The sequence below is a fragment of the Vibrio sp. Sgm 5 genome (assembly GCF_026241575.1).
GTDB lineage: Bacteria > Pseudomonadota > Gammaproteobacteria > Enterobacterales > Vibrionaceae > Vibrio > Vibrio jasicida.
Window position 1 is genome coordinate 1 of sequence record NZ_JAPHPY010000023.1, and the last position, 19,839, is coordinate 19,839.

At 45.5% G+C, this 19,839-nt stretch carries 19 protein-coding genes; 8 read left to right on the plus strand and 11 right to left on the minus strand.

The window, feature by feature from the left end; all coding sequences use genetic code 11:
* Window positions 1-117: 117 nt before the first annotated feature.
* The 3 genes from OQJ86_RS13915 to OQJ86_RS13925 all read right to left on the minus strand — a co-directional run bounded on the left by OQJ86_RS13915 (window position 118) and on the right by OQJ86_RS13925 (window position 2,322).
* Window positions 118-1,704, minus strand: coding sequence for an AbgT family transporter (locus OQJ86_RS13915; RefSeq protein WP_038864674.1), 1,587 nt, complete (start codon window positions 1,702-1,704; stop codon window positions 118-120).
* A 228-nt stretch (window positions 1,705-1,932) separates the two neighbouring features.
* Window positions 1,933-2,058, minus strand: coding sequence for a type B 50S ribosomal protein L36 (gene ykgO / locus OQJ86_RS13920; protein ID WP_005380299.1), 126 nt, complete (start codon window positions 2,056-2,058; stop codon window positions 1,933-1,935).
* 3 nt (window positions 2,059-2,061) lie between these two features.
* The gene (locus OQJ86_RS13925; RefSeq protein ID WP_038864672.1) at window positions 2,062-2,322 is read right to left on the minus strand and encodes a type B 50S ribosomal protein L31; all 261 of its coding nucleotides are present in this window, start codon (window positions 2,320-2,322) and stop codon (window positions 2,062-2,064) included.
* Window positions 2,323-2,444: 122 nt separating this feature from the next.
* On the opposite strand from OQJ86_RS13925, the gene tsaA reads away from it, so the two are divergent.
* The 5 genes from tsaA to OQJ86_RS13950 all read left to right on the plus strand — a co-directional run bounded on the left by tsaA (window position 2,445) and on the right by OQJ86_RS13950 (window position 6,328).
* Window positions 2,445-3,140: a tRNA (N6-threonylcarbamoyladenosine(37)-N6)-methyltransferase TrmO gene (gene tsaA, locus OQJ86_RS13930; protein ID WP_038864671.1), complete on the plus strand. Its 696-nt coding sequence runs from the start codon at window positions 2,445-2,447 to the stop codon at window positions 3,138-3,140.
* Between the two features lie 110 nt (window positions 3,141-3,250).
* Window positions 3,251-4,966 (plus strand): proline--tRNA ligase, encoded by a 1,716-nt coding sequence (locus tag OQJ86_RS13935; RefSeq protein WP_063344108.1) that lies wholly within the window; start codon window positions 3,251-3,253, stop codon window positions 4,964-4,966.
* A gap of 182 nt (window positions 4,967-5,148) precedes the next feature.
* On the plus strand, window positions 5,149-5,817 hold the full coding sequence (locus tag OQJ86_RS13940) for a tellurite resistance TerB family protein (RefSeq protein WP_038879127.1): 669 nt from the start codon (window positions 5,149-5,151) through the stop codon (window positions 5,815-5,817).
* Window positions 5,818-5,930: 113 nt separating this feature from the next.
* Entirely contained in the window at window positions 5,931-6,137 is a 207-nt protein-coding gene (locus tag OQJ86_RS13945; RefSeq protein WP_038864665.1) for a YaeP family protein, read from the plus strand.
* Window positions 6,137-6,328: a DUF4250 domain-containing protein gene (locus OQJ86_RS13950; RefSeq protein WP_038864663.1), complete on the plus strand. Its 192-nt coding sequence runs from the start codon at window positions 6,137-6,139 to the stop codon at window positions 6,326-6,328. Before OQJ86_RS13945 ends, OQJ86_RS13950 begins: the two co-directional genes overlap by 1 nt.
* A gap of 92 nt (window positions 6,329-6,420) precedes the next feature.
* On the opposite strand, the gene OQJ86_RS13955 is transcribed toward OQJ86_RS13950, so the two are convergent.
* Entirely contained in the window at window positions 6,421-7,785 is a 1,365-nt protein-coding gene (locus OQJ86_RS13955; protein ID WP_265988127.1) for a sodium-dependent transporter, read from the minus strand.
* A 359-nt stretch (window positions 7,786-8,144) separates the two neighbouring features.
* Here OQJ86_RS13955 and OQJ86_RS13960 point away from each other — a divergent pair, with 359 nt between their 5' ends.
* Window positions 8,145-10,685, plus strand: a complete 2,541-nt coding sequence (locus OQJ86_RS13960) for an Ig-like domain-containing protein (RefSeq protein ID WP_265988128.1) — start codon at window positions 8,145-8,147, stop codon at window positions 10,683-10,685.
* A 77-nt stretch (window positions 10,686-10,762) separates the two neighbouring features.
* On the opposite strand, the gene OQJ86_RS13965 is transcribed toward OQJ86_RS13960, so the two are convergent.
* A complete protein-coding gene (locus tag OQJ86_RS13965; RefSeq protein WP_038864657.1) occupies window positions 10,763-11,506 on the minus strand; it encodes a YggN family protein in 744 nt (247 codons plus the stop codon).
* A 59-nt stretch (window positions 11,507-11,565) separates the two neighbouring features.
* Window positions 11,566-12,045: a GreA/GreB family elongation factor gene (locus tag OQJ86_RS13970; RefSeq protein WP_038879246.1), complete on the minus strand. Its 480-nt coding sequence runs from the start codon at window positions 12,043-12,045 to the stop codon at window positions 11,566-11,568.
* A gap of 91 nt (window positions 12,046-12,136) precedes the next feature.
* Between OQJ86_RS13970 and OQJ86_RS13975 the strand changes: the two genes are divergently transcribed.
* Window positions 12,137-14,062 (plus strand): RecQ family ATP-dependent DNA helicase, encoded by a 1,926-nt coding sequence (locus OQJ86_RS13975; protein ID WP_038864655.1) that lies wholly within the window; start codon window positions 12,137-12,139, stop codon window positions 14,060-14,062.
* Here the strand turns inward: OQJ86_RS13975 and dinB are convergent.
* Window positions 14,059-15,087 carry a DNA polymerase IV gene (gene dinB / locus OQJ86_RS13980; RefSeq protein ID WP_042603798.1) on the minus strand — a complete coding sequence of 343 codons (1,029 nt, stop codon included), beginning with the start codon at window positions 15,085-15,087 and terminating at the stop codon, window positions 14,059-14,061. The two genes, OQJ86_RS13975 and dinB, sit on opposite strands and share 4 nt — an antisense overlap.
* Window positions 15,088-15,284: 197 nt before the next feature.
* Between dinB and OQJ86_RS13985 the strand changes: the two genes are divergently transcribed.
* Window positions 15,285-16,499: a diguanylate cyclase gene (locus OQJ86_RS13985; protein ID WP_038864651.1), complete on the plus strand. Its 1,215-nt coding sequence runs from the start codon at window positions 15,285-15,287 to the stop codon at window positions 16,497-16,499.
* A 69-nt stretch (window positions 16,500-16,568) separates the two neighbouring features.
* On the opposite strand, the gene nqrM is transcribed toward OQJ86_RS13985, so the two are convergent.
* From nqrM to nqrE, 4 genes are all read right to left on the minus strand, one after another.
* Window positions 16,569-16,802, minus strand: coding sequence for a (Na+)-NQR maturation NqrM (gene nqrM / locus OQJ86_RS13990; protein ID WP_005427386.1), 234 nt, complete (start codon window positions 16,800-16,802; stop codon window positions 16,569-16,571).
* Window positions 16,803-16,823: 21 nt separating this feature from the next.
* Entirely contained in the window at window positions 16,824-17,828 is a 1,005-nt protein-coding gene (locus OQJ86_RS13995) for an FAD:protein FMN transferase (RefSeq protein WP_265988132.1), read from the minus strand.
* A 155-nt stretch (window positions 17,829-17,983) separates the two neighbouring features.
* Entirely contained in the window at window positions 17,984-19,207 is a 1,224-nt protein-coding gene (gene nqrF, locus OQJ86_RS14000; protein ID WP_038864647.1) for an NADH:ubiquinone reductase (Na(+)-transporting) subunit F, read from the minus strand.
* Between the two features lie 33 nt (window positions 19,208-19,240).
* A complete protein-coding gene (nqrE, locus tag OQJ86_RS14005) occupies window positions 19,241-19,837 on the minus strand; it encodes an NADH:ubiquinone reductase (Na(+)-transporting) subunit E (protein WP_005436652.1) in 597 nt (198 codons plus the stop codon).
* Between the last annotated feature and the right edge of the window lie 2 nt (window positions 19,838-19,839).

Here is a 19,839-nt window from a genome sequence, read left to right on the forward strand (position 1 = left end):
CAGATCACACACACGTGAAAGAGTTCAAAAAAAATACCCAAGCTACAAGCTTGGGGATTTGTGTATAAGAGACAGGCGATAAACGCAGGCTTTGATTGAGCTGAGTGAGGTTGCCTATTAAGGCGTGTAGTATGTCGCTGCACCTGGACCTACTGGTAGACCGAATACGAATACCCACAGGTAGAACAGTACACTCCAACCAACAAGGAAGACAATCGAGTAAGGCAACATGGTCGCGATCAGCGTACCGATACCTAGATTCTTCATGTAGCGCGTTGCTACCGCAAGGATAAGACCGAAGTAGCTCATCATTGGTGTGATGATGTTCGTCGTTGAGTCACCGATACGGTAAGCCGCTTGAATGGTTTCAGGAGCGTAACCGACTAGCATTAACATTGGTACAAAGATTGGTGCTGTTACTGCCCACTGTGCTGATGCTGAACCAATCATCAAGTTGATGAAGCCACACATTAGGATGAAGGCGAAGAACAGCATTGGACCAGTTAGACCAATTTCTTGTAGGAAGCTTGCGCCTGCTACTGCAAACACTTGGCCAAAATTCGTCCACTTAAAGAAAGCAACAAATTGCGCCGCGAAGAATACCAGTACGATGTACATGCCCATTGAAGACATTGACTTCGACATGGCATCAATGACATCACGGTCATTCTTCATCGTGCCAACTACGCGACCATACACAAAACCCGGTACCGCGAAGAAAACAAAGATAAACGCGACGATACTCTTCAAGAATGGAGAGCCCGCTACTGTGCCAGCGTCAGAACGTAGAACACCATCAGCAGGAACAATAGTCCATGCTAGTAGTGCAGACACTGCCAATACTGCGATACCCGCAAGCTTAAGGCCTTTTTTCTCTACGTCAGTTAGACCGCCCATCTTGTCTTGAGACAAGTCTTCAGCCGCTTCTTCGTCATTATATTTACCAAGTTTTGGTTCAACGATTTTCTCAGTAACAAATGCACCGGTAATCGCGATGAAGAAGGTAGAAACAAACATGAAGTACCAGTTTACTTCTGGACCAACAGAGTAAGTTGGGTCAATCATCTGTGCTGCTGTTTCAGTGATGCCTGATAGCAGTGGATCAACCGTACCGATAAGTAGGTTTGCAGAGTAGCCGCCCGATACACCAGCAAATGCAGCGGCAAGACCAGCTAGTGGGTGACGACCTAATGAGTGGAACAACATTGCTGCCAGTGGAATCAGTACCACGTAACCAAGCTCAGAAGCCGTGTTTGAAATGATACCAGCGAAAACAACGGTTACAGTAACCATGCGCTGAGAGGCGCCCATTACTAGGCCACGCATTGCAGCAGAAAGTAGACCAGAATGTTCTGCAATGGCAACACCAAGCATCGCAACCAAGACGGTACCTAACGGTGCGAAGCCAACAAAGTTTTTCACTAGATTTGTAACAATCAGCTGTAAGCCTTCAGCATTTAGCAAGCTTACGACTTGAATCATACCATCAGCAGCACGGCCAGGCGCACCCTCTGGGCGCGGATCGACAACGGAAACTTCAAAGTAACCAGCGATACCCGACATAACTAGGATTGCAAGACAGAAAATGGCGAAAAGTGTGATTGGGTGGGGTAAAAGGTTCCCCAAATATTCAACTGTATCTAGAAAACGCGTGAACAGCGGCTTCTTTGGTGAGTTTTGTTTCATTGAAGCAGATGAACTCATCTGTTCCCTCCTTGTATTTATTCCTGCGCATTTGTGACAAAAATGTCATAAAGCTTGCGCAGGGTACTCGACACAAGGGTTAAGTGAAAGTTCAAAACGTTACAGAATGTAACTCAAAGGCGGATTTATGACCTATTATCGATAAAAATATAGTTATATCACCCACATACAGATCATAAATCAGAATTATAAGTCACAGCATCCCATAAATCGACACAATATTTATGGTTATTTCTGCACCGCCTTAAAGCGTGGGTTCGTTTTGCAAATAACGTATAAACGCCCTCTTCTTTTTACGATCTGACAATCTGGGTGACGGCTTTTTGCGCTCTTTAATGACTTAACAACCTTCATTTTTTACTCCTTATCTTTATTGAATTGACCAAAGCGGCGATTGAAGTTCGCAATACGACCTTCAGCTTGTACGACACGTTGCTTGCCTGTGTAAAACGGGTGAGAGGCAGATGACACATCCAGTGTGAAATATGGGTAAGTCTTGCCGTCTTTCCATTCAATGGTGCGATCAGTCTGTAGTGTCGAACCAACAACAAAGTATTCGTCTACGCTGGTGTCATGAAATACTACAGGACGGTATTCAGGGTGAATGCCTGGTTTCATATTAAAATTTCCCTCTTGAAGAATTGTTATAATATAACAATTAGGAATCATTCTCAACAAAAAAGCAAGCGGAATTTTGTGGTACTTTAGTTTTCATCTTCCATGTATAAGACACCATATTCATGTATTCCATTGAGCCTATTGGCGTAATTGAAAGCCCATATAAAGAGAAGTTTGCGGTCCCTCGACAACCTCGCTTGGTGCCTGCGGCGCATTCACGTGTCAAACTTCAAGGCGCAGCAAATAGTCCAGAAGCCCTTCGTGGTTTAGAGCAGTTTTCTCATGTATGGCTACTGTTTTTGTTTGATCAGAACTTAGAAGCAGGATGGAAACCCACCGTGCGCCCGCCTCGTTTAGGAGGCAATGAACGTGTTGGCGTCTTTGCGTCACGTTCGACTTTTCGCCCGAATGGCATTGGTATGTCAGCGGTAGAAGTTAAAGGTATTAGCAAGAAAGGCGATCAGATCTATTTGGATCTTGGTAACGTAGACTTGGTCGATGGCACGCCAATTGTTGATATCAAACCATACATCCCCTACTCAGATTCTATTGCAGAGGCACAAGGTGGTTACGCAGAAGAAGAACCCGAAACATCTCAGATCGGCTTTTCTTCAGCTGCACTGGCGGCACTCAAAAAGCGTAGCGATACTGAGTATGTCAAAACAGTGATCGAGCAAGTTCTGGCACAAGATCCTCGTCCGGCTTACAAGAAAAACAAGCCTGACAGTAAGGAATATGCGGTAAATTTGTTCGATCTGAACGTTAAGTTCACGGTTAGCGATAACTTAATAACAGTTACTGCGATTGAAAGCTTTTGACAAAGGCATTTGGCTGATATTATAAGCGGCTAACAATTTTCCCTTTGTGGGACCTCATGCTCCTGTCCATTCTGGCTTGAGTATCTAACTTTAATAAACGGATAAATTTAATGCGTACCAGTAATTATCTTCTTTCTACTCTGAAGGAGACTCCAAACGACGCAGAAGTAGTGAGCCACCAGCTCATGCTACGCGCGGGTATGATCCGTAAGCTGGCTTCAGGTCTATACACCTGGCTGCCTACTGGTCTACGTGTGCTGCGTAAAGTCGAAAACATCGTTCGTCAAGAAATCGACAATGCAGGTGCAGTCGAAACTTTGATGCCCGTTGTTCAGCCGTTTGAACTATGGGAAGAGACAGGTCGTTCTGAGAAGATGGGTCCTGAGCTACTTCGCTTTACTGACCGTCATACTCGTCCGTTTGTTCTTAGCCCTACAGCTGAAGAAGTGATCACTAGCCTTGTGCGTAACGAAGTGAGCTCTTACAAACAGCTTCCGCTAAACCTGTACCAAATCCAGACTAAATTCCGTGATGAACGTCGTCCACGTTTCGGCGTAATGCGTGCACGTGAATTCTGCATGATGGATGCATACAGCTTCGACATCGACAAAGAAGGTCTAGAGAAATCTTACCAAGCGATGCACGACGCTTACTGTAAAGCATTCGATCGCATGGGTCTTGAGTACCGTCCAGTACTTGCTGACTCTGGCGCTATCGGTGGTAGTGGTTCTCAAGAGTTCCACGTACTTGCTGAAAGCGGCGAAGACCTAATCGCATTCTCTACTGAGTCTGATTACGCAGCGAACATCGAAAAAGCAGAAGCGGCAGCACCTGCAGGTGAGCGCGCTGAGCCAACTCAAGAGATGACGTTGGTTGATACGCCAAACGCGAAAACAATCGCGGAGCTTGTAGAGCAACACGGTCTAGCGATTGAGAAGACAGTGAAAACTCTATTCGTGAAAGCGTCTGATGAAGTAGATGCTGACATCATTGCTCTTATCGTTCGTGGTGACCACGAGCTAAACGAAGTGAAAGCAGAAAACCTACCTCAAGTTGCTTCTCCATTAGAGATGGCATCAGAAGAGGAAATGCGTGCACTGATAGGTGCTGGCGCTGGTTCTCTAGGCCCTGTTGGTCTTGAACTGCCATTCATCGTTGACCGCTCAGTTGCTGTAATGAGCGACTTCGGCGCAGGTGCAAATATCGACGGCAAACACTACTTCGGTATCAACTGGGGCCGTGACGTTGAATTAGGCCAAGTTGAAGATCTACGTAACGTAGTAGAAGGAGATCCAAGCCCATGTGGTCAAGGCACGCTAATGCTTAAACGTGGTATCGAAGTTGGTCACATCTTCCAACTAGGTAATGTTTACTCTCAAGCGATGAACTGTGGCGTTCTTGGTCCTGACGGTAAAAACGTTATCCTAGAAATGGGTTGTTACGGTATCGGTGTATCTCGTGTTGTTGCTTCTGCAATCGAGCAAAACCACGACAAATACGGCATCATTTGGCCAGACGCACTAGCGCCTTTCCAAGTGGCTATCGTGCCAATGAACATGCACAAGTCTGAAGAAGTGAAAGAAGCGGCTGAGAAGCTGTACGCTGAACTGACGGCTATGGGTATCGAAGTACTATTCGATGACCGTAAAGAGCGCCCAGGCGTGATGTTCTCTGATATGGAACTTATCGGCATTCCTCACACTATCGTGATCGGTGATCGTTCAATGAAAGAAGGCAACTTCGAGTACAAGAACCGCCGCTCTGGTGAGAAAACAGCGATTGCTATGGCAGACATCGTTGAACACATTAAAGCTCAACTGCAATAAGCTGCAATAAGCTGCAATAAGCACATTGTGCTGAATACAGAGTGATAAAAAGGGTTGGCTTCGGTCAGCCCTTTTTTACGTCTGTTTTTTAAGCCTTTTGGCCCTATCTAATATTGGGGCTGTTAATCTTTGGTTCAGACTCATCACCTTACACTGGATTCAATCTAGTAAGGAGCTCATTCATGGATCTAAAAAGTCTTCTTAACCAGGCGCTCAAATCAGACCTAATCAAGCAAGGTACCGATGCGATTGGTAAACAAACCAGCAATATCAAATCCTCATCAAGCTCTAGCCAACTGAAAACACTTGGTGCCGGCGCGATTGGTGGCGGTCTTATCGGCATGTTAATGGGCTCTAAAAAGAGCAAAAAGATGGCCAAGAAAGTCGGTACAGGCGCACTCAAAGTCGGTGGCGCAGCGGCATTAGGTGCTCTGGCTTACAAAGTCTACAATGATTGGCAAGCGAAGCAGGACACACAGGGCGTCAACGAAAGCTTCGATCCTGATGACAACAAACATGCAAAACTGATCCTTAAAGCCATGATTGGTGCAGCCAAAGCCGATGGCCACGTCGATGAACAAGAAATGGCTCGCATCGAACAAGCACTGACAGAAATGGGCGCAGATGATCATGTAAGACAGTTGGTTCATCAAGAACTGCACAAGCCGCTCGATCCAGCAGAAATCGCGCGCTTAGCAACGTCGCCACAACAGGCATCAGAAATTTATCTGGCGTCGTTGATTGTGGCCGATGAGCAAAACTTTATGGAGAAAACGTATTTGCAGGAGCTTGCGAAGCAACTCAACCTTTCTCCAGAGGTCACTTATCAGTTAGAAGCACAATTACAGTGATGAATGTTTGCTCAAGTTGCGTGTTAACTTGAGCCAAAACAATTCTCTGCTTTGAGTTTCAAAACGGCTATGTGTATATTTGAGAGCAGTTATCATTTCTTAAGGATTTAGCCATGCAAGTATACGGCTGTTGTGAATTAGTTCGTGAGCTTTACGCTCAAATCGGTAGTGGCGATCAAGGCTACATTCCTCAAGCGATCTCGTGTGCAGTAAAAGCGTTAAACGACATCGCTGCCGACGAATCCCTACCAAAAGAAGCTCGTGAAAAAGCCGCGTTTGCAGCAGCAAACCTGCTGATTTCAGATTTTGAGGATAAGTAATGAATCTGGCAAATTTTGAGTCCATGGATCCAATCATGTTAATGAGCATCGTCAATATGAAGCTGCGTGACGACTTTGCCGGTGATCTGGATAAGTTGGTCGTATTTTTTGATATCGACCGTGCTGCGCTTGAAGCAAAGCTGGCGACGGCAGGTTTCGATTTCTTACCTGATGCAGGTCAGTTCCGTTAATCGTGAGCCGAGACGGATAGCAAAAACACGAATAGAAAAAAGGGCTTGATGCATTCATCAAGCCCTTTTCTTTTATGTTTTGAGTCAGCTTATTAGCCGAACGAAGCCCAGATAACAGTCGCCACGAGAATCGGACAAACAAACTTCACGTATGCAGGCCACAACTTACCAAACCAACCTTGGGTGAACTCAGGACAACCTTGTTCAAGCTCTTTGATTTTCGAGTGACGATTCCATACCCAACCACCAAACAGACAGAACAACAGTGCTGCCATCGGTTGTAAGTATTGCGTCGCGATAGTCGCAACCATGCCAAATAGTGCACCGAAGTTAAATACGATAACCACACTGAACAGCGCAATCAGGCCACCCAATACCCAGCTTGTCGTGCTGCGTTTAGTGTTGAATCGCTCACCAACCAGAGCAACCGGACATTCAAGCATCGAGATAGATGACGTCAGTGCTGCAATCGTCAGCAGTAAGAAGAACACGATTGAGAACAGTTGGCCAAGCAAACCTAAGCTATCAAACATCAGCGGTAGAACTGTAAATACCAATGTATCTGAACTTAATAGCGAACCATCTTCTGCATAGATTTGAACGCCTTTTTGCATCGCAACGAACATTGCTGGCATCACCACTAGACCAGCAATAAAGGCAACTGCGGTATCGACCATAGTCACGTTCATCGCCATCTTCGGCAGGTTCTCTTTCTTACTTAGGTAAGAGCCATAGATAAGCATCGAACAGCCACCGATGGTCAGTGAGAAGAAGCCTTGGCCCATTGCGGCAAGGATAAGTTTGCGATCCCATACTTTCTCGAAATCAGGCACTAGGTAGTGCTTCAAACCTTCCATCGCACCGTTTTGCGTCATGATGTAGATGAACAGCAAACCGAACAGAACAAACAGTGCTGGCATTAAACGTGTCGACCACTTCTCAATGCCCTGCTTCACGCCGCCTTGTACGATCAAAATGGTTAATACATAAAATGTAATCGTACCGAACAAGTTGCGTTCAACGCTGAAGCCTTTCAACCATTGTGTCGCCGCTTCCATGCCCATGATGTCAGTCACTGCACCCAACATAAAGCAGATCAACCAGCCGCCTACAATCGAGTAAAACGCCAAAACCGCACTTGGCACACTCAGGCCAATCCAACCAACTAAGCCGCCAAGCTTCTTGCCCACAGGGTTGTTTGTTAGAGAACGCATACTGTCTACTGGGTTTGCTTGACCATGACGACCGATCGCCATTTCAACCACCAGCATTGGGAATGCAACGATAAGAATCATCACCAAGTACACCAACAAGAAGGCACCACCGCCGTTACTTGCTGCTTGGGTAGGAAAGCCCCAAATGTTACCTAGACCCACTGCAGCACCTGCTGCCGCTAAGATGAATCCAAGGCGTGAGCCAAAATGCTCACGAGGCTGAGAAGAAGTTTGTTGTGTCATACCACTCACACAAAATATCAATGAACTAGCTGACTAGTACAGTATAGCAATATATTCTACTCAACAAGAGTCATTAGGTTAATTACTCGACAATCAGATCAATTAGCAGACATTCAGTTTGTAAATTTCCACGTACATCTCATATTCGCCAAGTATCGTTTTTTGTCTTTTTGATGAATTTATAAATCAGCGTGAAGTGAGCCGAAAAATAATGAGCCGAGTTGTAAAGTACGAATAGTTCAACGTGATTTCGTGTTGAAAAGTGAAACATAACGCTTCGAATTTCTCTCCTGATGTCTATTTATCAACTAGTTATCTAATTAGTTCAACAGAACATCTTGTAACTCAAGGAGAGAAAAATGAAGGTCACGCTACTGCATGGTGCGGTCATCGCGGCACTCAGTGTCAGCTACCAAGCTCAAGCTTATAACTGCCAAAATTTATCAGCATGGGATGGTACCACCGTTTATAACTCTGGCGATCAAGTACGGACCCAAGGCGCAGCTTATGAAGCGGCCTATTGGACCCAAGGCAATAATCCGGTAAACAACTCGGGACCATGGGAAGCTTGGAAAGGCCTTGGGCAATGTGATGATGGCGGTACAAACCTACCTCCAACAGTCTCATTCTCTTCTCCAACCGATAACGCACAGATACCAGAAGGCAGCGTAATAACGCTATTAGCCAATGCTGCTGATGAAGATGGGCAAGTGGCTCAAGTAGAGTTCCTTGCTGGGAATCAAACTGTTGCAATGGTAAGCCAAGCCCCTTTCCAAGCTAACTGGACAGCAGTAGAGGGTGTATCTCAGTTAACGGCAATCGCCACCGACAACGAAGGTGCGGTAACCACTACAAATGTCTCTATCTTCGTTCAACCACAAACCGAATTGCCACCTCCAACCGTTTCTCTAACGAGCCCAACAGGTACAGACACACCAAGTGTAGGTGACACTATTTCGGTAACGGCCGATGCAGCAGACAGCGATGGTTTAGTCACCCAAGTTGAGTTCTTCGTAAACAACCAATCCGTGGCTGTCGATACTGCGGCTCCATATGAATATGTCTGGACGGCGGCAGTCGGTACTCATACCTTCAAAGCGCAAGCAACCGATGATTCGAACCTGTCAACCATGAGCCAAAAAGTCTCGCTCGTCGTCAGCGACTCTAGTTCTGGCGGTTGTGCAGACGCCGTGCCTTATGTGGCAGGTAACCGCTATGAAGCAGGTGCACTCGTCTCTAATCTCAACCAGAAATATCGCTGTGATGTTGCAGGCTGGTGTTCTTCTGATGCAGCGTGGGCTTATGAGCCAGGTGAAGGTTTGTACTGGCAGGATGCATGGACTGGGCTAGGTGCCTGTTCGACACCGCCTCAAGTCGCTATCACCGCACCAAGCGAAGGCCAAGTATTACTCGCTGGCGACAATGTTGAAGTCTCGGCGGATGCCAGCGATGCAGACGGTAACGTGACTCAAGTGGAGTTCTTCGCCAATGGCACCAGTTTAGGTGTGGTTGCTCAAGCACCATACTCAGTCTTGTGGAGTGCAACGCTGATTGGTACCAATCAACTAAAAGCCGTTGCCACAGACAACGATAACAATACCTCCGAGTCTGTCGTTAACGTGACTGTGAGTGACCAAGATTTGGTGATTTCATTGACGTCACCGAGTGCAGGTCAAACCGTCGGTTTAGGTAAGAATCTCGTTCTAAGCGCAGATGCAACCTCACTAACCTCTGCCGTGAAACACGTCGACTTTATGGTGAACGGTGCAATTGTCGCAACCGACACGACGGCACCTTACTCGGCGAACTGGACACCTGCCGCGATTGGTAGCTTTACGGTAAGTGCTCAAGCCACCGACCTTGCAGGTACAACAGCGCTTTCTGATGCGGCATCGATTACCGTTGTTGAACAAACTGAGAAACGTCATAAGTTGATTGGCTACTGGCACAACTTCGTGAACGGTGCAGGCTGTCCTATCCGCCTCGCTGACATGTCTGATGCATGGGATGTGATTGATATTGCCTTTGCAGAAAACGACCGTAACAGCGATGGTACCGTGCACTTCAACCTGTACTCTGGTGACATCTATAGTGATTGTCCTGCGCTAGACCCAACTCAATTCAGGCAAGACATGGCCGCTCTGCAAGCTAAAGGTAAGAAGTTTGTTCTGTCTCTTGGTGGCGCAGAAGGTACAATCACGCTCAACACAGACCAAGATGAAGCAAACTTCGTATCGAGCCTGACCGCATTGATTGCCGAATGGGGCTTCGATGGCTTGGATGTGGATTTAGAAAGTGGTTCTAACCTGCTGCATGGTTCGCAAATCCAAGCTCGTTTAGGTGGTGCGTTGTTGCAAATCGAGCAGAACATGGGCGGCGATATGTACCTAACCATGGCACCTGAGCACCCTTACGTACAAGGTGGCTACATTGCTTATAGCGGTATTTGGGGAGCGTACATTCCTGTGATTAACGAAACACGCAGCACGCTCGACCTACTACACGTTCAGCTATACAACAACGGCGGCCTGCCAAACCCTTACATGTCTGGCTCCGCACCAGAAGGTTCTGTGGATATGATGGTGGCGCAGTCTAAGATGCTGATTGAAGGTTTTGAATTGGCAGACGGTACCATGTTTGAACCACTGCGTGATGACCAAGTCGCGATTGGCTTACCATCGGGTCCAAGTTCAGCTAACTCAGGTCAGGCGCCAACACAGAACATCCTAGACGCATTAGATTGCTTAACCAAAGGCACTTCATGTGGCACAGTGAAACCAGCATTCAACTACCCGAACTACGCTGGTGTGATGACATGGTCAATCAATTGGGATGAACACGATGGCTTTAACTTCTCGAAACCAGTGGGCGATAAGTTAACTCAGATGAATGCGGAATAACTCGTATAGATACTGAATAGTACCCATGTAAAAAGAGCGCCGATAACAGGCGCTCTTTGTTATTTGTGTTTCGCGAATTAAATCGTGAAGACTTGGTAATCTTTTAACGCTGGGATCTTCTTCAGCAGATCTTGCTCTTCACCTGCCATATCATCCAGTGATTCACACAAATCTTCCGCTTGTTTTTCGACGTCTTTCGAATGCTCAGCTAAGCGTTCTTGTACCTTGGCTTGCAGTTCCGTCATGCTTTCAGACAGCGCAGTCAAGTTCAAACCACCGTCTTCTTTCATCTTGGCAGACAAAGCGTCAAATGCGCTGGTTAGGAATTCTTTGTTAAAGATTTCTTGTGCCTTTTCGAAGTCTTGTGACCATGATTCTGTCATCGAGTCAAAACTGTCAGCAGGCAGAATAAAATCACCGTCTTTGTAGTAACGGGCTTCTACATCGGCAAAGAAATCCTTTACCGCAACCTTAACGTTATCAAACGAATCAGGCGCATCAAGGCTTACTGCGATATCATCGATGATGTCATTTGCTAGGGCTAAGCCATCACTCGCCAGCTGTTTCGCTTGCGGAATATAAGCATTCATCTTCTCGCGGTAACTTTCAATTGCCGCTTTTTGATCATCGTCTAGCTCGATCATTTCACCTTTGATGAACAAGTTATTGTCTTCATCGACGACCGCTTTTTCACCATTGGCATGTACGATTTCTAAGTTCTGACCATCCATACGAACTTCGTTGTTAATATCAACGCGACACTGAGCTGCGTAGCCACTGGCACTGATAGTCAACAAGGAGAGCGTGAGCAGTTTCTTCATTACTTTCTCTTTTTCATGGTTATCCTGTTTAACTATAACAGCCACCTATGGGTGGGATGTCAGCAAATCGTCACGACTTCATAACAAGTTGTTTTATCGCCAATTTTCATCTCCACTTCCTCCCCTTCTTCTTTCCCCATCAAAGCACGACCAAGGGGGGATTTCGGCGTAAGAACAAACACCTCTTTGCCTTGCCATTCGACAGTCAATCCGCCAGAGCAAGGCCCTATAAAGAAAGCTTTTTCGATATCATTTTCGTCCACTAATTCAATATAAGCACCAACCGCGATACGAGCATCGACAAAATCACGCAACACAAGAGTGCGGTACTGGCGAAGCTCTTCTTCACTTTCTTGCACGCGCATGGCCTGTCCATGCGCAAGATAAGATGCCTCAAGTGCTAGTGTATCGTATTTATGCTCAGGGACAGTTTCTTCATCTGTCGCGGCGTCAATTGCTCGTTGTGTAGAGGCGTGAGCAACTTGCAGCTTCTCTTCTAAGTGTTGAATGATAATTTGGACTAAGTCAGCTTTGTTCATACTTTTAGGGCGCGCATTAAGCATTTAGAATGTGGTAATTTAAAGAATCGTTTTCTGCGACAGTTTACCATCAAATAGAGGTTTCCCTATTATGCAAAGTGACCCACTTCAGCAAACACTTCAGTCTGTGTTTGGTTTTGATTCTTTACGATCAGGACAGCAACCCGTCATTGAAGCTGTGATGAGTGGTCATTCCGCTGCCGCAATATTTCCGACTGGCTCAGGTAAATCACTTTGTTACCAACTGCCCGCGACTTTGCTACCCAATCTAACGTTAGTGATCTCGCCGCTTTTGGCTTTAATGAAAGACCAATTAAGCTTTTTACAAAGTCGAGGGATTCCTGCAGCATCAGTGGACAGCAGCCAAAGTCGCGAAGAAACTCAACAAGTAATGGCGGGCGTAAAAAGTGGCAAGATTAAAATCTTGATGATCTCGGTTGAACGCTTGAAGAACGAGCGCTTTCGAGAGTTTATTCGTCAAATTCCTATCTCTTTAATGGTGGTCGATGAAGCGCACTGTATCTCTGAATGGGGCCACAACTTCCGCCCTGATTACCTCAAACTTCCGCAATATCAGCAAGACCTCAACATCAAACAATCTCTATTGTTAACCGCCACTGCAACCCCTGCGGTTATTGAAGATATGCAGAAGAAGTTCAATATCGCGAGTGAACACATTACAGTGACTGGCTTTTATCGCCCTAACCTTGATATCTCCGTTATTCCTTGTGAAGAAGCGAATAAGCCCACTCAACTTGGCGATCTTATTACGGCTGCACCAAAACTTCCGACCATCGTCTACGTGACACAGCAGCAAACCGCCGAGCAAGTGGCAAAGTCTTTGATCCATTTAGGCGTCAATGCACATGCTTACCACGCTGGCATGAAAAGCGAAATCCGCGAACAGATTCAACATCAATTTATGGCGTCACAAATTGACTGCATTGTCGCGACCATCGCGTTTGGTATGGGAGTCGATAAATCCGACATTCGCCGAGTAATTCACTTTGACTTACCTAAGTCAATCGAGAACTACGCGCAAGAAATTGGACGTGCAGGGCGTGATGGCGAGCGTTCAGAATGCATTTTACTTGGGAATACTTCGGGCTTAACCGTCCTAGAAAACTTTGTGTTTGGTGATACCCCAGAACCGAGCTCAATTCATTATGTGTTGGAGCAAATTCGCGAGCATGCTCCTCAATGGGAAGTAATGGCTTTGCGTTTATCTCGAGACAGTAACATTCGTCAATTGCCATTAAAGACACTGCTAGTTTATTTGGAACTCGCCCAAGTTATTACCGCAAAATACAGTTATTTTGCTGAATATCGCTTCAAGTTTTTGCAAGATCAGCAATTCATTCTCAACCAATTTCACGGTGAACGTCGCCAGTTTATTGAGGCTATTTTTACCTGTTCGACAAGGGCCAAAGTTTGGTGTCAGGTTGATTTGGAAGCGCTGTGGATGCATTACCAATCGGAGAGAAGTCGAGTGGTTGCGGCTTTGGATTACTTCCATCAAAACGGCTGGATTGAGCTGGAAAGCAAACAACTAACAGATGTGTATTCTGTCCTTCCAGAAACTCAAAGCCAAGACGGACTCGCTCAGCATTTGGTTGAATTATTTCAATCCAAAGAACGCAAGGATATTGAACGTATCCATACCATGCTGAATTTATTCCAATCTGACGATTGCTTGAGTCATCAACTGGCCCATTACTTCGCTGATCACAATGCACCGACGCAATGTGGTCACTGCTCAGTATGTCGCGGGCACGTCGCTACGTTTCCAAGCTCTCAAAATGAAATACCTGAACTCACTCACCTATCAGCATGGATTAACGAATTCATCCAACTATCACCTACCGCCGTCAGTAATGCAGCGGTTTCTCGCTTTTTATGTGGCATTAGTACGCCACTTATCACTCAGTTAAAAGCGAGCAAACTGCAAGGTTATGGAGCAATGGCGAATGTCTCTTTCGAGCAAGTATTGAAACAAGTGGAAATCGCTCGATCCTAGAAAAAGCTCAATTGACGAGCTTGTGCTTCGGGCTTGAGCATCACACTCAAGCCCAGTAAACGAATTTCTCGACCATTTTGGCGCTTAAGAATATCACGCAGCAGCACCTTGAAATCCTCTAGTTCCAACTGGGGATGAATGTGCTCAATCGTCGTAAGCTGAAAGTCAGCAAACTTGAGCTTGATGCCTTGCTTGATGATCGATTTATCTGGATTGGCTTTCTCTAGCCGTTTTTCTAATTCTGGGTAGAGTTTTTCTTCTATTACTTTCCAGCATTCATCGTAAGTCGAGATGTTCTCGCTAAACGTACGCTCAACACCAACTGATTTACGTTCACGCTCTACCACTACTTCACGATCGTCAATACCGTGACTGCGTTTCCATAACGAAGCACCTTGACGCCCGAACTGACGCAGCAGTTCACGATAGTCACTGTTTTTAATATCTTCACATAAGTAGAACCCAGCTTGATGAAGTTTCTCCAAACTGACTTTGCCTACTCCAGGAATTTTTTCGAGTGGAAGTTTGTCCACCACCTCCTGAACTTTATCCGGCGGGATCACAAACTGACCGTTTGGCTTATTCATGTCAGAGGCTACTTTGGCAAGAAACTTAATCGGTGCGATGCCCGCTGATGCGGTCAATCCCAGTTCAACATGTATATCGTGGCGAATCGATTCGGCAATTAAAGTTGCAGAGCCTCGACATGCTGATGAGTCCGTGACATCGAGATAAGCTTCGTCTAAAGAGAGAGGCTCGATGATTTGCGTGTAACGCTCAAAGATGGCACGAATCTGCTGAGAAACTTGTTTATACACGTGCATGCGCCCCGGAACCACAAGGAGGTTCGGACATAGTTGTAATGCTCTTGCGGTTGGCATTGCACTGCGTACACCAAACTTACGTGCTTCGTAATTGCACGTGCTGATAACGCCTCTCTGCTTTTCATGCCCACCAACCGCAAGGGCGACTCCCCGATAATTTGGGTTATCGCGCATCTCAACGGCAGCATAGAAACAATCCATATCAACGTGAATTATTTTTCTTATTCTTTCAAGCACGATCTACACACAAAACAAATACTGTTTAAAAAAACAGTATAGCCATAAATAGCCGCTTTGAAAATAGTGTTATCTGGAGTCAATAATCTGAATTATTGATAGCACTGTATTCACATTTCGTTATTATTGATGCAAGTAACACTAAAAGTAGGGACACTTCTTTGAGTAAGAAAATACTGGTTGTCGAAGACAGTCGCGCCTTCAGAAATTATTTGCATCAAATCTTAAGCCAAGCTGGTTATGAAGTGCTTGCCGTAGAGAGTTTTGAAGAAGCTAAATCCTTTTTGATGAATGAACATGACTTATTATGTGCCGTTCTCGACTATTGTTTGCCGGACGCACAGGATGGAGAGATCATCGACCTCCTCCTTGCTTGTAAACATAAGGTCATTGTGCTGACAGCCATGTTTCAGGAAGATATTCGAGAGCAAATGTTGGCAAAAGGTGTATTGGACTACATCCTGAAAGACAGCATGGCATCTGTCTCTTATCTTCTGCCATTGCTTAAGCGCTTGACCAATAACCAGCACCACAAATGTTTAGTTGTTGATGATTCGATGACCGTTCGTCACCATGTTGTTCAGCTATTAGAACATCAATATATTCAAACGCTTCAAGCCGAAAATGGACAAAAAGCTATTGAGCTCATCGAGCAAAATCCCGACATCACCTTGGTTTTGACAGATCATGATATGCCGGTAAAAGACGGCATCACTATGATCCGAGAACTGCGCCAAAAGCTGGATAAAAACCAACTGGCTATCCTAGGCATCTCTGGCAGTGACGACCACACCATGACCGCACGCTTTCTGAAGGCTGGCGCTAACGACTTTTTATATAAACCCTTCAACCAAGAGGAATTTTTCTGTCGTGTCCATCAAATCTTAGACATGAAAGAAGCGACTACCGAATTGTTCCGGATGGCCAACCAAGATTCATTAACTGGCTTATGGAATCGTCGATTTTTATTTGGTCAAGCTTGTTGCGGATGTGAACAGCGCAACATCGCGATGCTAGATATCGATTTCTTCAAAAAGGTGAATGATAATTACGGGCATGACGGCGGGGATGCAGCCTTGGTGATGGTAGCGAATATCCTGAAGATCTATTTCCCAGAAGACGTGATTGCACGCTTTGGTGGTGAAGAGTTCTGTATACAATCTTGTGGCAGTTATGATGAATTCGTCAATCGACTGGAACAAATGCGTCAACGTGTAGAGAAAACACCCGTACCTTATCAGGACGAGAGTATTCAAGTAACGATTAGCGTTGGAGTATCAAACATCGACGGCAACCTTGACCAACAGATTAAGGTAGCGGACGACCGGCTGTATCAAGCAAAAGGGAATGGCCGAAATCAGACCATTTACCAGTAACGAACATTCACTGCTCAGAAAAAATAAAACCCAGCGCGAAGCTGGGTTTTTCTGTCTAGGATTCACATATTAAGCAATGCGATCTTTTTCCCATGCAGCAAGTTTTTCAGCACGTAGTGCTTCACGAGCTTCACGCTTTTTACGTGCATCACATGGTTCAGGACAGTTACATACCTTCTCGATGCCTACCGCACCAAGACCACCACAACTGCCTTTCACTACCTTCTTCTGGAAGATGTAGCCAACTGCCATCGCGGCAATCACCGCAACAAAGACAGCAAAAGTAATTAGAAATGTACTCATTGGGACATGCTCACTAAGTTGTTATTTCTTCATGAACGGCTTGTATGCTTCCGAAGCCAGTTCTTTAAAACCATCGTCCGTTTTCACAATCATGAAAACTGGGATGTTATTTTCATTCGCGATTTCCATGCCTTTGTCTTCACCTAGCACCATAATACCAGTAGCAAGGCCATCAGCTGTCATCGACGACTTATCCAGTACCGTTACAGACACTACCTTATGATGAATAGGTTTGCCTGTTTGAGGATTGATGATATGAGAGTATCGCACACCATTGCTCTCAAAGTAATTACGATAGTCACCGCTTGTTGCAATTGCCATATCACCAGGCTCAATAATTTCTTGGATTGAGCGCTCATCAACAGTTGGCTTTTCAATCGCGATGCGCCATGGCACACCTTCGCGGTTAAGGCCTTTCAAGCGCATCTCACCACCAACTTCCACCATATAGTTGTGAATGCCTTGAGAGTGCAAGTAATCGGCTACTACATCCACCCCCCAACCTTTCGCAATAGTCGATAGGTCCACGTATAGGTTCGGGATGTCTTTTGACATCTTGTTACCTTCAACGGAAAGATGATGAATGCCAGTATTCGCTTTGCGTGCTGCCAGTTCTTCATCTGAAGGCACCACATCAGGGCGCGCTTCAGGGCCAAACCCCCAAAGATTAACCAATGGTCCTACCGTTACATCAAGTGCACCTAAAGTAAGACCGTTAAGACGAATCGCTTCTTTCACTACCGTAGCGGTTTGTGGCGAGACTTCAAACGGTTCACTGGTTTGATGCTGATTAAATCGACTCAGCTCTGAATCTTCACGGTATGTCGACATTTGATCGTTCACTTCTTCAAGTAAGCGATCAATCTCTGCCTGCAAGAAATCTGGTTTTGGTAAACCATCTTGCTCGATGTATTTGATGTTATAAGTCGTACCCATTGTTGGGCCACTTAGGTGAATTTGATCTGCTGGTTGGTCACAGCCAGCTAAAACCAATAGAGAAGCGAATGCAACAAGCCATTTACTCACTTGTTTACTCCTATTGTTGTTAAATTGATATGGAAAATGGGTTCTCTTGAGATAAACCGATTTCCTATAGCAACTGTTGAATATCATTTTGTATTTTACAAAAAAGAATGGCTAGCTCTTAGAGAGCTAGCCATAGATTCAATCACTTAGAGGGATTAACCACCGAAGTCATCTAGTAGGATGTTTTCATCCTCTACACCTAGATCTTTTAGCATGCCTATTACAGCAGCGTTCATCATAGGTGGACCACACATGTAGTATTCACAATCTTCTGGTGCTTCGTGATCACGTAAGTAGTTCTCGTAAAGAACATTGTGAATGAAGCCTGTGTAACCATCCCAGTTATCTTCTGGCATAGGGTCAGACAGAGCACAGTGCCATACGAAGTTATCGTTGTCAGCCGCTAGGCCATCAAAGTCTTCTACGTAGAACATTTCACGCTTAGAACGTGCACCATACCAGAATGACATCTTACGCTTAGAGTGCAGACGTTTTAGCTGGTCGAAGATATGAGAACGCATTGGAGCCATACCTGCACCACCACCAACGAATACCATTTCAGCGTCAGTGTCTTTCGCGAAGAACTCACCGAATGGACCAGAAATCGTACACTTGTCACCTTCTTTTAGAGACCAGATGAACGATGACATGATACCAGGTGGTACGTCTGGGTTGTTCGGCGGCGGAGTCGCGATACGAACGTTAAGCATGATGATACCGTGTTCTTCTGGGTAGTTAGCCATAGAGTACGCACGGATCGTTTCTTCGTTTACCTTAGACTCGTAGCGGAACAGGTTAAATTTATCCCAATCACCACGGTACTCTTCAGGTACATCGAAGTCAGCGTATTTAACGTGGTGAGCTGGCGCTTCAATCTGGATGTAACCACCAGCACGGAAAGGTACTGATTCGCCATCTGGGATTTGTAGCTTAAGCTCTTTGATGAATGTTGCTTTGTTATCGTTAGAGATAACTGAACATTCCCACTTCTTAACGCCGAAGATTTCTTCAGGAAGCTCGATGTCCATGTCAGTTTTCATTGCAACTTGACACGCTAGACGCTCACCTTCACGTGCTTCACCTTTAGTAATATGGTCAAGCTCGGTAGGTAGGATGTCGCCACCACCTGATTTAACTTTTACGCGACACTGACCACATGAGCCACCGCCACCACAAGCAGAAGATACGAATACGCCAGCACCAGCTAACGCAGATAGTAGCTTACCACCTGGTTGTGTAACGATCGCCAGTGAAGGGTCATCGTTCACAGAAATTGTAATGTCACCTGTTGGTACAAGCTTAGACTTAGCGAAAAGAATCACTAGTACTAGCGCAAGTACGATCAGAGTAAACATCACTACACCAAGAATAATGTCCATTGACTATTCCTTAATTAATGCGGTTTACCCGACTTACAGTTGAACACCAGAGAAAGACATGAAGCCTAACGCCATCAGACCTACAGTGATGAACGTGATACCAAGACCACGTAGACCAGGAGGTACGTCTGAATACTTCATCTTCTCACGGATACCTGCAAGAGCAACGATTGCTAGCATCCAGCCCACACCAGAACCGAAGCCGTAAACAACAGATTCAGCAAAGTTGTAGTCACGTTGTACCATGAAAGATACACCACCGAAGATCGCACAGTTTACTGTGATCAGCGGTAGGAAGATGCCAAGCGCGTTGTACAAAGGTGGGAAGAAACGGTCAAGAACCATCTCTAGAATCTGTACAAGTGCCGCAATTACACCGATAAAGGTGATGAAGTTTAGGAAGCTAAGGTCTACGCCCTCAACTAACGCGTTCTCTTTTAGAACTAGGTTGTAAACTAGGTTGTTCACAGGAACCGCGATAGTAAGTACTACCACTACTGCAACACCCAGACCAAAAGAGGTCTTAACTTTCTTAGATACGGCAAGGAAAGTACACATACCTAGGAAGAAAGACAGTGCCATGTTTTCGATGAAAATCGATTTAACTAGCAGACTGATGTAATGTTCCATGA